Source organism: Sphingomonas sp. CCH21-G11 (assembly GCF_001555965.1).
Lineage (GTDB): Bacteria > Pseudomonadota > Alphaproteobacteria > Sphingomonadales > Sphingomonadaceae > Sphingomonas.
Genome location: NZ_LSHX01000030.1, coordinates 1 through 16,230, shown reverse-complemented (window position 1 = coordinate 16,230; position 16,230 = coordinate 1). Strand labels below are relative to the sequence as shown.

The window sequence follows — 16,230 nt, the reverse complement described above, 5'->3', positions numbered from 1 at the left end:
AGGCCGGGATGACGATGAGGGGATGAGCGTGCCCGTGTAACCGCCGGTTACAGGGGTTCCGGGCCGTGCGCTGTCAGCTGGTGGGTGCAGAGTTGTGCCGCGGGCGTGTCGTCAGGGGTAAGTGCGGCGACCGTTACCCAGCCCTGCGCGCGCAGATCACGGGCGGCTGCTGGATCGCTTCCCACCGGGAGGAACAGCCGCCGCCGCTCGACAGGGCCGAGGCCGGCATCGAGCACCGGATCGGCATAGAGCGAAAAGCCGATCGCGGGTTCCTCGACGCCCGAGGGGTGAACGATCATATAGGTGCCGCCACGCCCGATCTCGCCGCGCACGCCGCCGGCGAACAGCGAGAAACCCAGCCAGCTCTGATATTCGAAGCCGTGGCGCTCGGTCGGATCGAGCGTCAGCGCGACGCCGCCGTTCAGTTCGGCGGCGATCTCCGCCAGCCCGTCGAGCCGGGTGGCAAGGATCGCGCCGTGCGGCGAAGCGCGCAACCGCGCGATCGCCGCGTCAAACGGCCCGGCGGCCTCGATGAGCGGGAGGAAACCGGCATCGATCTGTGCCACCCCGGCCGCATCCTTGGCATCCAGCCGCTCGCGCAGCTTTGCCAGCGCCGCCGGGCTCAGTCGGTCGCCGGCGATCGTGTCGATCAGGTCGGGAAGGGTGAAATCGATCAAGACGCCGGTGACGCCGGCGGCTGCCAGCGCCTCGACCGCGAGGCCCACGACCTCGCGCGCGGCGGCGACGCTGTCGAGGCCGATCAGCTCGGCACCGATCTGCATCCGCTCGCGCGCCGGGTCGAGCTCGCCCGCGCGCAGCTTGATGACCGGGCCGGCATAGGAGAGCCGCACAGGGCGCGGATGATGCGCCATGCGCGTCGCCGCGATCCGCCCCACTTGCGCGGTCAGGTCGGGGCGGATCGCCAGCGTGCGCTGCGACACCGGATCGACGAAGCGCACCGCGTCCTTGGCCGACGCGGCCTTCAATCGTCCGGCCAGCGCGTCCTCGAACTCGACAAGCGGTGCGTCGACCTGTTCATAGCCATGGCCATGCGCGGTATCGAGGATGCGCCGCGCCAGCCGCGCCGCCGCGTCGGCGACGGGGGGCAGGCGATCGTGAAATCCCTCGGGCAGCAGACCGGTCATCGGCTCAAGCCCTCTCCCCCTTGGGGAGAGGGTTGGGAGAGGGGCCGTGCCGCCCGCGCAAGCTCGATCGCGGTCAGCACGCCCTCCAAATTCCCTGCCACATCCCGGTTGGTAAGACGTATCACCTGATATCCCTGTTCGTTCAGCCATGCCGTCCGGCGTTCGCCCCGGGCGTTGTCGCTATCGTGCGTGTCGCCATCAACCTCAATAACCAGTTTGCGCGAGCGGGGGACGAAATCGACGATATAGGGCCCGATAACGACCTGCCGACCGAACTTCACGCCGTTGAAGCGTTTGGCGCGGAGGGCGAACCATAGCTTCTGCTCGAACGGCGTTGGTGCGCTTCGCATCGCGCGGGCGTGGGCCAGCATGGCTTCGTTGGTTTTTTGCCGCACGGCCCCTCTCCCAACCCTCTCCCCAATGGGGAGAGGGCTTTTGGGTATTGATCAGAACTTCAGCGCCATGACCGTCTTCACGCCGGGCAGCGCGCGGACGCGGGTGATGAGGTCGGGGGTGACGGGATCGTCGACCGAGAGCAGCAGCACCGCTTCGCCACCGGTATCGCGGCGGCCGAGGTGGAAAGTGCCGATGTTGACGCCCGATTCGCCGAGCAGCGTGCCGATGCGGCCGATGAAACCGGGCGCGTCCTCATTGACGACATAGAGCATGTGGCCCGCCAGGTCGGCTTCGACCTTGATCCCGAACAGCTCGACCAGCCGGGGCGCTTCGTTGCCGAACAGCGTGCCGGCGACCGATCGTTCGCCCGCTTCGGTCTTGACCGACACGCGGATCAGCGTGTGGTAATCGCCCTCGCGCTCGGTGCGCACCTCGCGCACTTCCATGCCGCGTTCCTTGGCCAGGAAGGGCGCGTTGACCATGTTCACCGTGTCCGAATGAACGCGCAGATAGCCGGCGAGCACCGCGCTGACGATCGGCTTCTGGTTCAATTCGGCGGCCGCGCCCTCGCTGTGGATCGAGATGCGCGGGATCGAGCCGTGCGACAATTGCCCGACCAGGCTGCCGAGCTTTTCGGCGAGCGCCATATAGGGTTTCAGCCGCGGCGCTTCCTCCGCCGACAGGCTGGGCATGTTGAGCGCATTGGTGACGCCGCCCGAGACCAGGAAATCGGCCATCTGCTCGGCGACCTGAATCGCGACATTGACCTGCGCCTCGCTGGTCGATGCGCCGAGATGCGGGGTCGAGATGAAGTTGGGCGTGCCGAACAGCGGATGTTCGTGCGCGGGTTCGGTCGCGAACACGTCGAGCGCGGCACCCGCGATATGCCCCGAATCGAGCCCCGCCTTGAGCGCGACCTCGTCGATCAGGCCGCCGCGCGCGCAATTGATGATGCGCACGCCCTTCTTGGTCTTGGCGAGATTTTCCGCCGACAGGATGTTGCGCGTCTGGTCTGTGAGCGGCGTGTGCAGCGTGATGAAGTCGGCGCGGGCGAGCAGCTGGTCGAGCTCGACCTTTTCGACCCCGATCTCGACCGCACGTTCGGGGCTGAGGAACGGGTCAAAGGCGATGACCTTCATCTTGAGCCCCTGGGCGCGATCGGCGACGATCGAGCCGATATTGCCCGCGCCGATCAGCCCCAGCGTCTTGGCGGTCAGCTCGACCCCCATGAAGCGGTTCTTCTCCCACTTGCCCGCCTGCGTCGAGGCGTCCGCCTCCGGCAATTGCCGCGCGAGCGCGAACATGAGCGCAATGGCGTGTTCGGCGGTGGTGATCGAATTGCCGAACGGCGTGTTCATCACCACCACGCCCTGGGCAGACGCCGCGGGGATATCGACATTGTCGACGCCGATGCCCGCGCGGCCGATGACCTTGAGGTTCGGCGCGTGCGCCAGAATGTCCTTTGTCACCTTGGTCGAGCTGCGGATGGCAAGCCCGTCATAATCGCCGATGATCGCCTTCAGCTCATCGGGGGTCTTGCCGGTGATCTCGTCCACCTCGACCCCGCGTTCGCGGAAGATCTGGGCGGCGAGCGGGGACATTTTGTCGGAAATCAGGACTTTGGGCATGGTTTGCTTCCTTCATCTCCCTCTCCCCCATTGGGGAGAGGGCCGGGGAGAGGGGATGTTGGGGAAAGGCGAGGGAGCGTCAGGGCGCGCGGCCCCTCTCCCAACCCTCTCCCTAATGGGGAGAGGGCTTAAGAAGCCTTCGCTGCTTCGTAGGCCCAGTCGAGCCAAGGGCCGAGCGCTTCGATATCGGCGGTGTCGACGGTCGCGCCGCACCAGATGCGCAGGCCCGGAGGGGCATCGCGATAGCCGGCGATGTCGAACGCCGCGCCTTCGGCCTCGAGCAGACCGGCCATCTTCTTGATGAACGCTTCGTCGGCCCCCGCAACGGTCAGGCAGACGCTGGTCTTCGACCGGGTCGCCGGATCGGCGGCGAGATGGCCGAGCCAGTCGCGTGCCGCGACGATCCGGTCGAGTGCTGCGGCATTGGCATCCGACCGCGCGATCAGTCCGTCGGCGCCGCCGACCGACTTTGCCCATTCGAGCGCGAAGATCGCATCCTCGACCGCCAGCATCGAGGGGGTGTTGATCGTCTCGCCCTTGAACACGCCTTCGGCCAACTTGCCCTTGGAAACCAGGCGGAACACCTTGGGCAGCGGCCAGGCGGGGGTATAGCTTTCCAGCCGTTCGACCGCGCGGGGGCCGAGAATCAGGACGCCGTGCGCGCCCTCGCCGCCCAGCACCTTCTGCCAGCTGAAGGTCGCGACATCGATCCGCTCCCAAGGCAGGTCATAGGCGAACACCGCGCTGGTCGCATCGGCGAACGACAGCCCCTCGCGGTCGGCGGCGATCCAGTCGCCATTGGGCACCCGCACGCCGCTGGTCGTGCCGTTCCAGGTGAACAGGACGTCGTGGGTCCAGTCGACCGCGCCCAGATCGGGCAGTTGGCCGTAATCGGCGCGGGTGACGGTGGGGTCGATCTTCAGCTGCTTGACCGCGTCGGTCACCCAGCCCTCGCCGAAGCTTTCCCAGGCGAGCGCGGTGACGGGCCGCGCGCCGAGCATCGTCCACATCGCCATTTCATAGGCGCCGGTATCGGAGCCGGGAACGATGCCGATGCGGTGGGTGTCGGGCAGCTTGAGCAGCTCGCGCATCAGGTCGATGGCATATTGCAGGCGCTGCTTGCCGATTTTCGAGCGGTGCGAACGGCCGAGCGAGGCGCCGGCGAGCTTGGCGGCATCCCAGCCGGGGGGCTTGGCGCAGGGGCCGGAGGAGAAATAGGGGCGCGCCGGACGGGTGGCGGGCTTGGCAGGCGCAAGGGTGGCGCCGGCGGTGGCGAGGTCAGTCATGTCAGTCTCTCCTTGCAGAGAGCACGCGCGGCGTTGGGACCGCGTGGCCCGCCGACGGCCCTAGAGCCGCGCGCGGCGAAGTCAATCGCTCGTTTCGGGTAATTTTCTGTCGTGGTGCGGGCGCGGGCGAGCGGCCGGGGTGACAGGGAGGTCGGCTCGGGTGGCGGATAGCGTGGAGCTGGGTTCAACCCGTCAACATCGTTTGGTTCGCGCGAAGTCGAGAAACGTGCCCGATGCACCATGCGTCTCGACTTCGCTCGACACGAACGGGTCTCATGGCGTTTAAGTGCGGTTGGTGTTGAGTTGTGGTTCCGGGGCGGCATGATCGATTCAAGAACGCGTTGGCAACGACGGGCCCTCGTCGCCGTCACGCTCGCCATCCTCCTCGCCAGTTGCGCCGGCGAACGCTCGCCCGAGCCGCCGCCGCGCCCCGCGATCCGCCCGCGCGCCAGCGGGCCGGTTCCCGCGATCGACCCAGATCCGGCGGCGACGCGGGCGTGCATGGCCGATCTGACCGCGCTGGGCGTCCGCTATTCGCCCTTGCCCGACCGCGATTATGGCAGCGGCTGCATCGTCACCGGCGCGATCCAGCTGCTCGATTACGGCACGCCGACGGTCGGGCTCAAATCGATGCGCTGCCCGCTCGCCCGGCATTTCGTCGCCTGGGTGTTCAACGGCGTCCGCCCGGCGGCGCGCCAGATCCTGGGCAGCGACGTGGTGCGCGTCGAGACGTTCGGCACCTATTCCTGCCGCGGCATCAATGGCGGCGGCCCGGCGACGGCGGGCAAGATTTCGCAGCACGGCCTGGCCAACGCGGTCGATGTCGCCGCCTTCGTGCTGGCCGATGGCCGCCGCGTCTCGGTCGAACAGGGCTGGCGCGCCGACGACCCTCAAGAACAGGAGTTTCTGCGCATCGTCCACCGCTCGGCGTGCCGGCGCTTCACCACCGTGCTCGGCCCCGAATATAACTCTGCGCATTACAACCACTTTCATTTCGACCTGGGCGGCAAGCCGTTTTGCCGCTGAAACCATTTTCGCTTTGCCAGAACAGGCGATAAAGCCGCGCGCATGACCGAGACCCGAGTTCCCAGCCGCGTGTTCCGCCGCGCCGAAGAAGAAGCCGAAGCCGCGCGCGCCGCCCCGCACGACACGCCCCAGACCGCGCACCCCGCCTATCGGCTGGCGTTCCAGGACATGGAGTTCCTGTTGCGCGAGGATTTGCGCCCGGTGCGGTTTCAGCTCGAGCTGCTCAAGCCCGCGCTGCTGCTCGACGAGGCGAAGATCGCATCGACTTTCGTCTTCTATGGCTCCGCCCGCATCCCCGAGCCGGCCAAGGCGGAGGCGCTGCGCGACATCGCCAGCGATGACAACGCGCGCCGGATCGCCGAGCGATTGATCGCCAAGTCGCATTATTACGAGGTCGCGCGCGAGCTTGCCCGTATCAGCAGCCAGTGCGCCTGCGACGAAGCCGGCCAGCGCCATTTCGTCGTCTGTTCGGGCGGCGGGCCTTCGATCATGGAAGCCGCCAATCGCGGCGCGCAGGATGTCGGGGCCGAATCGATCGGGCTCAACATCGTCCTGCCGCATGAACAGGCACCCAACCCCTATGTCACGCCGGGCCTGTCATTCCAGTTCCACTATTTCGCGCTTCGCAAGATGCACTTCCTGCTGCGCGCGCGCGCGGTCGCGGTGTTCCCCGGCGGCTTCGGCACGTTCGACGAATCGTTCGAGCTGCTGACGCTCATTCAGACCGGCAAGGTCGATCGCATCCCCATCCTGTTCTACGGCCGCGAATTCTGGGAGCGCGTCGTCAATTTCGAGGCGCTGTGCGAGGAGGGCGTGATCAGCCCGCGCGACCTCGACCTCATCACCTTTGTCGAAACCGCCGAGGAAGGCTGGGCGATCGTCCAGAAATTCTGGGAACAGAAGACTGCGAACGGCGACGCGCGCTGAGCCTTGGGCCATTGGCGGGCGTGCAATTCCCGGTCGGTCGATTTCGGAGCCTGCGATGATGATCCCCGTGCTGATCGTCCGCGACGTGCCGGAGGCGATCGCCTTCTTCACGCACCTGCTCGACTTCGCGCTGGTCGTGGCCACACCGGATGACGCGCCATTCCATGCGGTGCTGCGCAGGGGTTCCGACGAGGTGCAGCTGAACCTGGCGCATGGCGACCGCGCGGCGGGCGGCGCGTCGTTCATCGTCATCTGCGACGATATCGACGCGCGGTTCGCCGCGTTCGTCGATCGCGGGCTGGCGGTGCCGACGCGCGCGGATTCGCCGGTCCATGCAGGTCCGCTGGACCAGAGCTGGGGCACGCGCGAGGTCTATATCGACGACCCGAGCGGCAATACGATCATCTATCAGCAACGCTGAGCCTGGATCGCGCGGCCGGCCCGCGCGGAAGGCTCAGATGCCCGGCGTGCCCTGTTCGGCCAGCCGCGCCTGGGCGGCCCGGTATTTGACGGGTTCGGCGATGTCGAGACGTCGGCGCGCGGCGGCAAGGGGTTCGGCGAGCAGTGCCTCGTAATCCTGGGCATGGAGCCAGGCGGCGCGCCTGCCATGGCGATAGCCTTCCCACACCGCGGCGGCGAAATGGCGTTCGCCGGTGACGCGCAGGCTCTTGAGCGCCGCGCCCGCGCCGATGAACGCCCAGCCGAGACCGCCGGTCTGCGCATAGCTGAACGCGACCAGGCAGGCTTCGCCCAGATGCTCCTCGGCGGTATAGCCGGTCAGCACGTGCCAGATGTCGTGGATGTCGCGCTCGCGCCGTCCGAACCACGCATAGGGATGCGGCGCGTCGCGCCAGCCTTCATTGTCGGCATTGGCGATATCGGCGAGGCCATCCGGGGAAAAGCCGGTGCGGTCGAGAAAGGCGAGATAGGCCGCGCCGACGCTGTCCGCAGGCAGCGACGCGAGCCATTCGCGGTCGGCGAAGCGCCGGGCGAGTTCGACCCGGGCATAGGCGATCCGCCCGCCCTGCGGCGTCGACAGCAGCCGGCGATAATTGCGGTGCGAGGTGTCGCCGTTGAGCGCGCGCATGATGCGGAACACCTGAACCGTGTCGTTGCCGTCGGCGAGCAGCCGGCGCAGCGCGCGCCACGCCGCCCCCCAGTCGCGCCGCGTCGGAATGCCGGGATTCACGTTCGTATCGAAGGTCGTTGCCATGTCGTCCCCGTTACTGACATAACTGTTAATAGATCATGGCGACCGACACAAGTCGAAAGGGTGACAAGAGCTCTGGACATTTCATGCGAATCATGTAAAGAACTCTTGTCAGAAGGTCGGCAATGGTTGTCACCTTCGGCGCGGATCGATGCGGTGAGGGACGGGTGAAGAACCGGTTGCGGGTGTTGCGGGCGGAGATGGCGATCAGTCAGGGCGATCTTGCCCAGCGGCTGGGCGTGTCGCGTCAGACGATCAACGCCGTCGAGACCGACAAATACGACCCGAGCCTGCCGCTCGCGCTGCGCATGGCCAAGATTTTCGGAGTGCCTGTCGATGCGATCTTCCTTGACGAATGGGAACCTGTCGGGGCTCCCGATGCGTGAATTGAGCCTGCGCGCGAAGCTGCTGCGCATCGCCCTGCTCGCCGCGCTGGGCGGTGCCGCCGGCTATGCGGTCGGTCGACTGATCGCGCAGAACGGCCTGTTCGACGGGGTCGAGCCGATACCGCCGGCGGACGTGATGGCGCTGGCGCTGGCGTTCCTGCTGGTCCTGATGGGCGTCTGGGTCGCGATCGTCTCGACGCGCAGCGCCTGGTTCGCGCGCGCGGTCGAACAGCGCGAACCCGGCGATACCGATCCGGTCGATCCGGCCGCGATCCGGTCTGCACGCATCCAGGCGGTGGTGTGCGTCATCGCCGGCGCAGTCCTCGCGGTGCCTCCGCTGGCGGTGGCGGCCGAACTGACCGACACCGCGCGCAGCCTGACCGCGATCGCGCTGCTCGCCCTGATCGTCGCACAGACCTGGCTGAACGGGCGGCTGTGGCGGATGAGCGATGAACTGACCCGGACCATGATCGTCCAGACGGGGGCCGCGTGCTTCTGGGGCCTGCAGCTCGCCCTGTTCACCTGGGCAGCGCTGGCGCGGATCGGCCTGCTGCCCGATTTCGGCACCTGGATCGCCGCGATCGTGACCATGGCGGTCTATCTGGTCGCGTCGATGGTCGTCGGCGTGCGGCTCGGCCTGGCGCGGGTCTGACCCGATATGCATATCGGTCGAGGCGATACGCGGATTTGCGCGTCGCCCCGGCATTGCGCCGGGAGCCGCTATCTTCTGCGCTGGATCAGGCAGCGGGACCGCGGCGCAAGGCCGGGGTGACGCGAAAAAAACAGACTCCGTTTCGAGACGATCTGCATTCGGTCAGCCGCTCAGAAAGAGCGGGTCAATCATAGGTCATCACGCCCCGAATCGGCGTCGTCACACCCGCATGGGCATGAGCACATAGAGCGCGGCGGACTTGTCATTCTCGCGGATCAGCGTCGGCGATCCCGCATCGGCCAGGTGCACCTCGACCGTGTCACCTTCGATCTGGCCGAGAATGTCCATCAGATATTTGCTGTTGAAGCCGATCTCGAACGATTCCGACGCATAGTCGCCGGGGACTTCCTCCGCCGCGGCGCCATGTTCGGGGCTGGTCACCGACAGCGTCACCTTGTCGCGGTCGAGCGCCATCTTGACCGCGCGCGCCTTTTCGGTGGCGATCGTCGACACGCGGTCGACCCCGGCCATGAAGCTCTTGGGATCGAGCTTGAGCAGCTTGTCGTTGCCGGTCGGGATGACGCGGTTATAGTCCGGAAAGGTGCCGTCGATCAGCTTCGAGGTCAGGATCGCCTGGCCGAGATCGAAGCGGATCTTCGATCCCGACAGCGACACGCCGACCGAGCCGTCGACCTCGTCGAGCAGCTTCCTGAGTTCGTTCACGCATTTGCGCGGCACGATGACGTCGGGCATCGCATCCGCGCCGTCCGGACGCGGCACGGTGACGCGGGCAAGCCGGTGGCCGTCGGTCGCCGCCGCCTTCAGCACCGGCTGGCCGGCCGCGCCGCCATCCTCGCTGACGTGCAGGAAGATACCGTTCAGATAATAGCGCGTCTCCTCGGTCGAGATCGCGAAGCGCGTCTTGTCGATGATCTGCTTGAGCAGTTCCGCCGACAGCTCGAAGCTGGTCGGCAGCTCACCCTCGGCGATCACCGGGAAATCGTCGCGCGGCAGCGTCGAGAGGTTGAAGCGCGCGCGCCCGGCAACGACGGTCAGCCGGCCCTCCGCGGCGGACAGCTGAACCTGTGCGCCCTCGGGCAGCTTGCGCGCAATGTCGAACAACATGTGCGCGGGCACGGTGATCGCGCCGGCCTGGTCGATCGCGGCGGGCAGCGTCTCGTCGATCTGGAGATCGAGGTCGGTCGCCATCAGGCGGATCACGCCCTGGCCGGTCGCATCGATCAGCACGTTGGACAGGATCGGGATGGTGTTGCGCCGCTCGACCACCGAATGCACGTGGCTCAGCCCCTTGAGCAAGGTTGCGCGTTCGATCGTCGCCTTCATTGTCCCAAAACCCCCGGTGCGCGCCCTATTCTTCCTGTCCCAGCGGGCGTGGGCCCGCGGGCGTGGCGCTTCGCCACCCGTTCATCTCTAACGTGAAAAAGGGCCGGAGCAAGCGGCCCCGGCCCTTCCCGACGATTTTGTGACGCCGCCCCGGGGCATGGTTCCCCGGGGCGGTGCATCGGTCCTCAGAACCGCCAGCCGAGCCCGGCGACGACCTGGTGCCGGTCGGTATCGATGTCGAAGTCGCCGCTGACCGCGCCGTCGGCAAATTCGAAATTCGCGTTCGAGTAGTTCGAATAGCGGTATTCGACCTTTGCAAACGCGTTGGGGCCCAGCGCCTGCTCCAGCCCCGCACCCAGACGCCAGCCGTCCACCTCGAAATTCTCGCGGAATTCGGTGGTGCCGTCATTGGCGCGCACGTTCAGGCGGGCATTGGTGTAGCCGCCCTTGGCATAGACCAGCGTGTTGGGCGCCGCGCGCAGGCCGGCGCGCAGGCCGACATAGAGGTCGCGGCCGGTGCTGACCCGGCCGAAGCCGAAAAATTCGGGATCGGCGGTGTCGGTTTCGACCTTGCCGGTCGAATCCGAATATTCCAGGTCGGCGCCGATCACGGCACGCGAGCCGATCGCGATGTCGTAGCCGGCCTCGACCCCATAGAGGAAGCCGTCGACCGTCTGGTCGTCGCCTTCGAGATCGCTGTCCTCGCTACTGCCGGGACGGATGCCGTCATAGCCGCCGAGCACCGCGATCCGCGGCCCCGTGAAGGTCGGGTCAGCGTCCTGGGCAAAAGCGGGCGTGGCCAAGGCCGACGTGGCGGCGAGGGCGACGAGAAATACGTAACGCATAGATACTCCTGAACTTCCACACCCCGATCGCGGGGTGGGAGGCGCTAACTAGGGAGCGCGCGAAGGCGTTGCATGAACCCCAGATAAACAAGGATTTCCGTTGCTTTTGCGCCACAGGGGGTTGAAATGGCGGCGATGGCAGATCACGCGACGGCGACCCGGAACCGGCCGGGCCGCGACTTCATCGCCCGGCATGGCGAAACCGTGTTCAACGCGACGCGCCGGTTGCAGGGCGAGCAGCTCCACACCCCGCTGACCCGCGCCGGCTTTGCCCAGGCCGACGCGATGGGCGCACGGCTGCGCGCGCTGCTGGGGCCGAGGCCTGCATTGACGCTGTGGTCGTCGCCGACCGGGCGCGCGCTGCAGACGCTGGCGGTGATCGCCGAGCACCTCGAGCTCGACTGGCACGCCGCGCAGGTCGATGCGCGGCTGGTCGAGATCGGCATGGGCAGCTGGGGCGGGCGCAGCTATGACGCGGTGATCGCCGAGGCGGGATCGGTGATCGACCCGGAGGTGCGGTCGCTGCGCCCCGCGCCAGATGGCGAGACCTATCCCGAGATCGCGGCCCGCGTGACGTCGTGGCTCGAGGCGACCGACGCCGACCCCGGCGACCGGCTGGTCATCATGCACGGCGTGTCCAGCCGCGTGCTGCGCGGCGTGATGACGGGACTGGCCCCGGCGACCACGCTGGGCGCGCCCGTCGCCCCCGGATTGCCGCAGGGATCGATCGTGCGGATCGCGCGCGGCGTCGAGCATGTCATCCATCGCGGCGATGGCGGCGGGCACGCATGAGGGGTCGCGCGCTGATGATCGCCCCCGCGTTGCTGATCGCTCCCGCGTTGCTGACCGCAATGCCGGCGCAGGCGGCGCGCGAGACGATCGGCGTGCACGGCCGCTGGGGCGCGTTTCGCGACGACGCGCCGCGCCGATGCTTTGCGATCAGCCGGCCGGTGCGATCGCCGCGCAGCCGTGCATGGCGCCCGTTCCTGAGCATCGCGCGCTGGCCCGGCACCGGCGCGCGCGGCCAGCTGCATGTCCGGCTGAGCCGTGCGGTCGACCGCCGCGCGCGCGTCACACTGGCGGTCGGCGAGCGCCGCTTTGCCCTGCTTGCGGGACCGACCGACGCCTGGGCACCCGATGCCGCGACCGACCGCGCGATCATCGCCGCGATGCGCACCGCGCGCAGCCTGAGCATCGAGAGCGTGACCGCGACCGGTGTGCCCTTTGCCGATGTCTATGCGCTCGACGGCGCGGCGACGGCGATCGATGCGGCGGTGCTGGCCTGTTCGGGAAGCGTCGCGCGCCGCTGACCCGGCGGGCTGGCGGCGATGCTGGCGCCCATGCTGGCGAAAGTCGTGCGAGACGACTATATGGCCGCGATGCTTTCCCCATCGACCGTGCCCATGCCCGCCCCCGGGCGTATCGACCCCGTGCCCGTGCCGCGTGGCCCGGCGGTGCGCGCCGATGGTCGCGTCGACCTGATCGGGCTGCCGCGCGAGGGCGTGCGCGAGGCGCTGATCGCCGCGGGGATGGAGGCGAAGCAGGCCAAGCTGCGTGCCAAGCAATTGTGGCACTGGATCTATAATCGCGGCGCGACCGATTTCGCGGTGATGACCGATATCGCCAAGGCCCAGCATCCCTGGCTCGCCGAACGGTTCGTGATCGGCCGCCCCGAGGTGGTCGAGGCGCAGGTATCGAGCGACGGCACGCGCAAATGGCTGTTGCGGGCGGATGCCGGCGACGGCCAGGGCGCGCAGGATTTCGAGATGGTGTTCATCCCCGATGCCGATCGGGGCACCTTGTGCGTATCGAGCCAGGTCGGCTGCACGCTCAATTGCAGCTTCTGTCACACCGGCACGATGCGGCTGGTCCGCAACCTGACGCCGGGCGAGATCGTCGGCCAGGTGATGCTGGCGCGCGATGCGCTGGGCGAATGGCCGTCCAGCCCCGACGGGCGGATGCTGACCAACATCGTGATGATGGGAATGGGCGAGCCGCTCTATAATTTCGACGCGGTGCGCGACGCGCTCCGGCTGGTGATGGACGGCGACGGGCTGGCGCTGAGCAAGCGGCGGATCACGCTGTCGACCAGCGGCGTCGTGCCGATGATGGCACGCGCGGGCGAGGAGATCGGCGTCAACCTGGCGGTGTCGCTCCACGCAGTGACCAAGGACGTGCGCGACGAGCTCGTGCCGCTCAATCGCAAATACGGGATCGAGGCGCTGCTGCAGGCGTGCGCCGACTATCCCGGTGCCAACAATGCCCGGCGGATCACGTTCGAATATGTGATGATCCGCGACAAGAACGACAGCGACGCCGACGCGCACGAGCTGGTCCGCCTGCTGCGCCGCTATCGCCTGCCCGCCAAGGTCAACCTGATCCCGTTCAACCCGTGGCCGGGCACCGATTACGAATGCTCGACGCCCGAGCGGATCAAGTCCTTCTCCAACATCGTGTTCGAAGCCGGCATCTCCGCCCCCGTCCGCACGCCGCGCGGCCGCGACATCGATGCCGCGTGCGGCCAGCTGAAGACCGCGGCGACGAAAAAGAGCCGGGCCGAGCGCGATCGCGAGGCGGTGGTCAGGGCTTGAACGTCCAGTCGATCGGAAAGCCAACCCAAACATTGTTGACGGCCTTGCCGTCCCTGATTTCCGGGTAGACGCGGAAATTGCGTGACGCGGCGAGCGATGCCGAACCGAATCCCATATCCGACGGCTGCTCCGACAATATCCTGCAGTTGTGCAAGCGCCGCGACTTCATCACCTGGCACGCAAGATAGACCGTCCCCGATGCCCGCGCGCGCCGGGCGGCCGCTGGCACAAACGGTGCCAGGTCCCGTTCGGTCGGGATGAACACCCATCGCGGCGGCACGATCGTCGGCGCGGCGCCATCGCCGTCGCCGGCCCCCCGGCCGCGCCCGCTTCCAGTGCCACCAAGGCCCTGGTTTCCAGACCCGAGCGAACCGGCACCGTCGGCAGTGCCGCGGCCAGCCCGCGCGGTCCCGTCGTCGATCGATGGCAGCGGCAAGGGGAGCGGCGGCACCAGCGGCACCTCGGTCAGCTTCAGTGGCGGGTCGGTCGTCGGATCGGGCGGCGCACCTCTTGCATTGGCCGGATGCCGGACAGCGTCCGGCGGACCCGCCGGCCTCGGGCTGCCGCCGCTTACGGTCCGGCGCGGAACGTCGGTCTCGGCCTGGGCCCGACGCTCGGGGGCCGGCATGCGGGGCAGCACAACAAACTCGGTCAACAACGGTGCCTCCACCGCCGGGGCGATGACGGGCGGGACACCGAGCGTGAACAGCAACAGCCCGAGCAGAAAAAGGATTGCAGCGGACAGCGAGGCGGAAATGGCCCGCTCGCGCCAGGTGCGCGCCGTCGGCTGGGCAAAGGCATATCTGGCGTAGCCCGACTGCATCCGCGAAAAATGACGTAATGCCGGTCGACCGGCAAGAAAATTGGCGGAAAGCCGCTTCGTGGCGACAAGTCCGCGCAAAAGACCGGCCCTGCGGCCGCGCGCGTCAGATCAACGCCAGTCCCGCCAGCTTGCCGACGAGATCGGCAGGAATCTTGATCGCTCCCGCCGTGCCCGAGCCGAGATCGGGGGGCGCATCCTTCGCCTCCAGATAGCGCCAGCCCTGATGCGCGCGCTTCGGGCGGGCCTGGACGAGCACGAGGCGCGGGTCGATATGGATCGCCACCCGGCCGCCCTCCGCGTCGCCAAAGCCGAGGATGGCGGAGCGAGCGACGAGCTGGTGCTTCAGGATCCAGTAGAGCGAGCCGCCGACGATCTCCGCATGCCGCTTGGGGAGATAGCGGGTGGTCAGCGACGCGCCGCCCGCCGCTTCGCGGCCCGCGAACCAGGATTGGAGCGTGTCGAGCGAGTCGGCGCCATAGGCGACTTTGGTCAGGTGAAGCGGCACCGGACTGATCTGGGCGGCACGGCGGCAGCGATCAAGACGGTATTTCGGCGGCGCTATCCGACCAGGCCGCTGACGGTCGCGAGGCCCAGGAACACCAGAAACCCCATCGAGTCGGTCACCATCGTCACGAAGATCGACGACGAGATCGCGGGGTCGGCGCGGAAGCGTTCGAGCGTCAGCGGCACGACCACGCCGGCCAGCCCCGCGATGACGATATTGGCGAGCATCGCGGTGCCGATGACCAGACCGAGCAGCGGATTGGCGAAGAACAGCCCGACCCCCACCCCGATCACCAGTGCCACCGTCGCGCCGTTGAGCACCGCGATCGCAACCTCGCGCCGCACCGCCCACAAGGTGTTGGCCGGGGTCAGCTGATTGGTCGCCAGTGCGCGCACCGTCACCGCCAGCGTCTGCGTGCCGGCATTGCCGCCGACACCCGCGACGATCGGCATCAGCGCGGCGAGCGCGACCATCGCCGCGATCGTATCCTCGAACTGGGTGATGATCGTGGCGGCGACCAATGCGGTGAACAGGTTGGCGATCAGCCAGCGCACGCGCGCGCGATAGGTGTCGCGCACGGGTTCGTTGATGTCGCCGTCGCCCGCGCCCGACAGCAGCAGCGCGTCCTCGCCCGCTTCGGCCTGGATAATGTGGACGATGTCGTCGACGGTGATCATGCCGACCAGCCGGCCATTGGCATCGACCACCGCCGCGGAAATGAGCGCGTATTTCTGAAAGCGCAGCGCCACTTCCTCCTGGTCCATATCGACCGGAATCAGCGTCTGCTCGCGCTTCATCACGTCGCTGATCGCGACGACGCGCGGGGTGCGAAGGATCCAGGACAGGTTGCAGGTGCCGACCGGATGATGCGCCGGATCGACCACGAACACTTCCCAGAAATCGGTGGTGAGCTGGTCGTCGGCGCGCAGATAGTCGAGCACGTCGCCGACCGACCAATGTTCGGGCACCGCGATGAGCTCGCGCTGCATCAGGCGGCCGGCCGATTCCTCGGGATAGCTCAGCGCCTCCTCGATCGCGGCGCGATCGTCGGGGTCGAGCGCGCGCAGCACCGCGCGCTGATCCTCCTCGCCCAGATCCTCGATGATCGCGACCGCGTCGTCGGTGTCGAGCTCCGACGCCATGTCGGCGAGCTGGCGCGGCTCGAGCGCGTCGATCAGCACATCGCGCACCCAGTCGTTCATTTCCGCGAGCACGTCGCCGTCGATCAGCGGGGCGATCGCCGCGACCAGCGCGGGGCGATCGTCATTGGGGGTCAGTTCGACGAGGTCGGCGATATCGGCGGGGTGGAGGGGCGCGACGCGGTCGCGCGCGCCCTCCTCATCCCCCGCGGCGACGAGGTCGAGCACCGAGCGCACGAATTCGGGTTTCAGGCGATCGTCGGCGTCCAGCCCGCTTTCGGTCGCGATCGCACCGGGGGCGTATTCCCGTTCGCTCATCCCCCGCCC

The 16,230-nt window shown here is 67.8% G+C and carries 18 protein-coding genes; 8 read left to right on the top strand and 10 right to left on the bottom strand.

Annotated features, from left to right (window positions below):
- Window positions 1-47: 47 nt before the first annotated feature.
- The 4 genes from AX676_RS07540 to AX676_RS07525 all read right to left on the bottom strand — a co-directional run bounded on the left by AX676_RS07540 (window position 48) and on the right by AX676_RS07525 (window position 4,455).
- Window positions 48-1,145: an ATP phosphoribosyltransferase regulatory subunit gene (locus AX676_RS07540; RefSeq protein WP_066483330.1), complete on the bottom strand. Its 1,098-nt coding sequence runs from the start codon at window positions 1,143-1,145 to the stop codon at window positions 48-50.
- Window positions 1,142-1,540: an endonuclease domain-containing protein gene (locus tag AX676_RS07535; protein WP_331709245.1), complete on the bottom strand. Its 399-nt coding sequence runs from the start codon at window positions 1,538-1,540 to the stop codon at window positions 1,142-1,144. The genes AX676_RS07540 and AX676_RS07535 overlap by 4 nt, the downstream gene beginning before the upstream one ends.
- 51 nt (window positions 1,541-1,591) lie before the next feature.
- A complete protein-coding gene (serA, locus tag AX676_RS07530) occupies window positions 1,592-3,169 on the bottom strand; it encodes a phosphoglycerate dehydrogenase (protein WP_066483328.1) in 1,578 nt (525 codons plus the stop codon).
- Window positions 3,170-3,297: 128 nt separating this feature from the next.
- Window positions 3,298-4,455 (bottom strand): phosphoserine transaminase, encoded by a 1,158-nt coding sequence (locus tag AX676_RS07525; protein WP_066483326.1) that lies wholly within the window; start codon window positions 4,453-4,455, stop codon window positions 3,298-3,300.
- Window positions 4,456-4,776: 321 nt separating this feature from the next.
- On the opposite strand from AX676_RS07525, the gene AX676_RS07520 reads away from it, so the two are divergent.
- The 3 genes from AX676_RS07520 to AX676_RS07510 are packed head-to-tail and all read left to right on the top strand — an operon-like array spanning window position 4,777 to window position 6,829.
- Window positions 4,777-5,481 carry an extensin family protein gene (locus AX676_RS07520; RefSeq protein WP_066483691.1) on the top strand — a complete coding sequence of 235 codons (705 nt, stop codon included), beginning with the start codon at window positions 4,777-4,779 and terminating at the stop codon, window positions 5,479-5,481.
- 42 nt (window positions 5,482-5,523) lie between these two features.
- Window positions 5,524-6,408, top strand: coding sequence for an LOG family protein (locus AX676_RS07515; RefSeq protein ID WP_066483323.1), 885 nt, complete (start codon window positions 5,524-5,526; stop codon window positions 6,406-6,408).
- 55 nt (window positions 6,409-6,463) lie between these two features.
- The gene (locus AX676_RS07510) at window positions 6,464-6,829 is read left to right on the top strand and encodes a VOC family protein (protein WP_066483320.1); all 366 of its coding nucleotides are present in this window, start codon (window positions 6,464-6,466) and stop codon (window positions 6,827-6,829) included.
- A 33-nt stretch (window positions 6,830-6,862) separates the two neighbouring features.
- Here the strand turns inward: AX676_RS07510 and AX676_RS07505 are convergent, their stop codons facing one another.
- Complete coding sequence (locus AX676_RS07505; protein ID WP_066483318.1) at window positions 6,863-7,621, bottom strand: Coq4 family protein; 759 nt, start codon at window positions 7,619-7,621, stop codon at window positions 6,863-6,865.
- 164 nt (window positions 7,622-7,785) lie between these two features.
- Here AX676_RS07505 and AX676_RS07500 point away from each other — a divergent pair, with 164 nt between their 5' ends.
- Together AX676_RS07500 and AX676_RS07495 are read left to right on the top strand one after the other, a co-directional pair.
- Window positions 7,786-8,004 (top strand): helix-turn-helix transcriptional regulator, encoded by a 219-nt coding sequence (locus AX676_RS07500; RefSeq protein ID WP_066483317.1) that lies wholly within the window; start codon window positions 7,786-7,788, stop codon window positions 8,002-8,004.
- Window positions 7,997-8,656 (top strand): hypothetical protein, encoded by a 660-nt coding sequence (locus AX676_RS07495; protein ID WP_066483315.1) that lies wholly within the window; start codon window positions 7,997-7,999, stop codon window positions 8,654-8,656. The genes AX676_RS07500 and AX676_RS07495 overlap by 8 nt, the downstream gene beginning before the upstream one ends.
- 219 nt (window positions 8,657-8,875) lie before the next feature.
- Here the strand turns inward: AX676_RS07495 and dnaN are convergent, their stop codons facing one another.
- Both dnaN and AX676_RS07485 read right to left on the bottom strand, forming a co-directional pair.
- On the bottom strand, window positions 8,876-10,000 hold the full coding sequence (gene dnaN / locus AX676_RS07490; protein WP_066483312.1) for a DNA polymerase III subunit beta: 1,125 nt from the start codon (window positions 9,998-10,000) through the stop codon (window positions 8,876-8,878).
- Between the two features lie 185 nt (window positions 10,001-10,185).
- Window positions 10,186-10,845 carry an outer membrane protein gene (locus AX676_RS07485; RefSeq protein ID WP_066483309.1) on the bottom strand — a complete coding sequence of 220 codons (660 nt, stop codon included), beginning with the start codon at window positions 10,843-10,845 and terminating at the stop codon, window positions 10,186-10,188.
- A gap of 135 nt (window positions 10,846-10,980) precedes the next feature.
- Between AX676_RS07485 and AX676_RS07480 the strand changes: the two genes are divergently transcribed.
- The 3 genes from AX676_RS07480 (at window position 10,981) to rlmN (ending at window position 13,436) form a co-directional block, all read left to right on the top strand.
- Window positions 10,981-11,637, top strand: a complete 657-nt coding sequence (locus tag AX676_RS07480) for a histidine phosphatase family protein (protein WP_082731179.1) — start codon at window positions 10,981-10,983, stop codon at window positions 11,635-11,637.
- Window positions 11,634-12,155: a hypothetical protein gene (locus AX676_RS07475; RefSeq protein WP_231725979.1), complete on the top strand. Its 522-nt coding sequence runs from the start codon at window positions 11,634-11,636 to the stop codon at window positions 12,153-12,155. Before AX676_RS07480 ends, AX676_RS07475 begins: the two co-directional genes overlap by 4 nt.
- 93 nt (window positions 12,156-12,248) lie before the next feature.
- On the top strand, window positions 12,249-13,436 hold the full coding sequence (gene rlmN / locus AX676_RS07470; protein WP_156437866.1) for a 23S rRNA (adenine(2503)-C(2))-methyltransferase RlmN: 1,188 nt from the start codon (window positions 12,249-12,251) through the stop codon (window positions 13,434-13,436).
- On the opposite strand, the gene AX676_RS07465 is transcribed toward rlmN, so the two are convergent.
- From AX676_RS07465 to mgtE, 3 genes are all read right to left on the bottom strand, one after another.
- Window positions 13,426-14,259 (bottom strand): TonB family protein, encoded by an 834-nt coding sequence (locus AX676_RS07465; RefSeq protein ID WP_066483305.1) that lies wholly within the window; start codon window positions 14,257-14,259, stop codon window positions 13,426-13,428. The two genes, rlmN and AX676_RS07465, sit on opposite strands and share 11 nt — an antisense overlap.
- A 103-nt stretch (window positions 14,260-14,362) precedes the next feature.
- Window positions 14,363-14,764, bottom strand: a complete 402-nt coding sequence (locus AX676_RS07460) for a DUF1489 family protein (RefSeq protein ID WP_066544209.1) — start codon at window positions 14,762-14,764, stop codon at window positions 14,363-14,365.
- A gap of 53 nt (window positions 14,765-14,817) precedes the next feature.
- On the bottom strand, window positions 14,818-16,221 hold the full coding sequence (gene mgtE / locus AX676_RS07455) for a magnesium transporter (protein ID WP_066483299.1): 1,404 nt from the start codon (window positions 16,219-16,221) through the stop codon (window positions 14,818-14,820).
- Window positions 16,222-16,230: the final 9 nt, after the last annotated feature.

Coding starts and splice junctions, on each gene's coding strand:
- AX676_RS07540 (WP_066483330.1), bottom strand. CDS start 1,145: ATGACCGGTCTGCTGCCCGAGGGATTTCACGATCGCCTGCCCCCCGTC.
- serA (WP_066483328.1), bottom strand. CDS start 3,169: ATGCCCAAAGTCCTGATTTCCGACAAAATGTCCCCGCTCGCCGCCCAG.
- AX676_RS07525 (WP_066483326.1), bottom strand. CDS start 4,455: ATGACTGACCTCGCCACCGCCGGCGCCACCCTTGCGCCTGCCAAGCCC.
- AX676_RS07520 (WP_066483691.1), top strand. CDS start 4,777: ATGATCGATTCAAGAACGCGTTGGCAACGACGGGCCCTCGTCGCCGTC.
- AX676_RS07515 (WP_066483323.1), top strand. CDS start 5,524: ATGACCGAGACCCGAGTTCCCAGCCGCGTGTTCCGCCGCGCCGAAGAA.
- AX676_RS07510 (WP_066483320.1), top strand. CDS start 6,464: ATGATGATCCCCGTGCTGATCGTCCGCGACGTGCCGGAGGCGATCGCC.
- AX676_RS07505 (WP_066483318.1), bottom strand. CDS start 7,621: ATGGCAACGACCTTCGATACGAACGTGAATCCCGGCATTCCGACGCGG.
- AX676_RS07495 (WP_066483315.1), top strand. CDS start 7,997: ATGCGTGAATTGAGCCTGCGCGCGAAGCTGCTGCGCATCGCCCTGCTC.
- dnaN (WP_066483312.1), bottom strand. CDS start 10,000: ATGAAGGCGACGATCGAACGCGCAACCTTGCTCAAGGGGCTGAGCCAC.
- AX676_RS07485 (WP_066483309.1), bottom strand. CDS start 10,845: ATGCGTTACGTATTTCTCGTCGCCCTCGCCGCCACGTCGGCCTTGGCC.
- AX676_RS07480 (WP_082731179.1), top strand. CDS start 10,981: ATGGCAGATCACGCGACGGCGACCCGGAACCGGCCGGGCCGCGACTTC.
- AX676_RS07475 (WP_231725979.1), top strand. CDS start 11,634: ATGAGGGGTCGCGCGCTGATGATCGCCCCCGCGTTGCTGATCGCTCCC.
- rlmN (WP_156437866.1), top strand. CDS start 12,249: ATGCCCGCCCCCGGGCGTATCGACCCCGTGCCCGTGCCGCGTGGCCCG.
- AX676_RS07465 (WP_066483305.1), bottom strand. CDS start 14,259: ATGCAGTCGGGCTACGCCAGATATGCCTTTGCCCAGCCGACGGCGCGC.
- mgtE (WP_066483299.1), bottom strand. CDS start 16,221: ATGAGCGAACGGGAATACGCCCCCGGTGCGATCGCGACCGAAAGCGGG.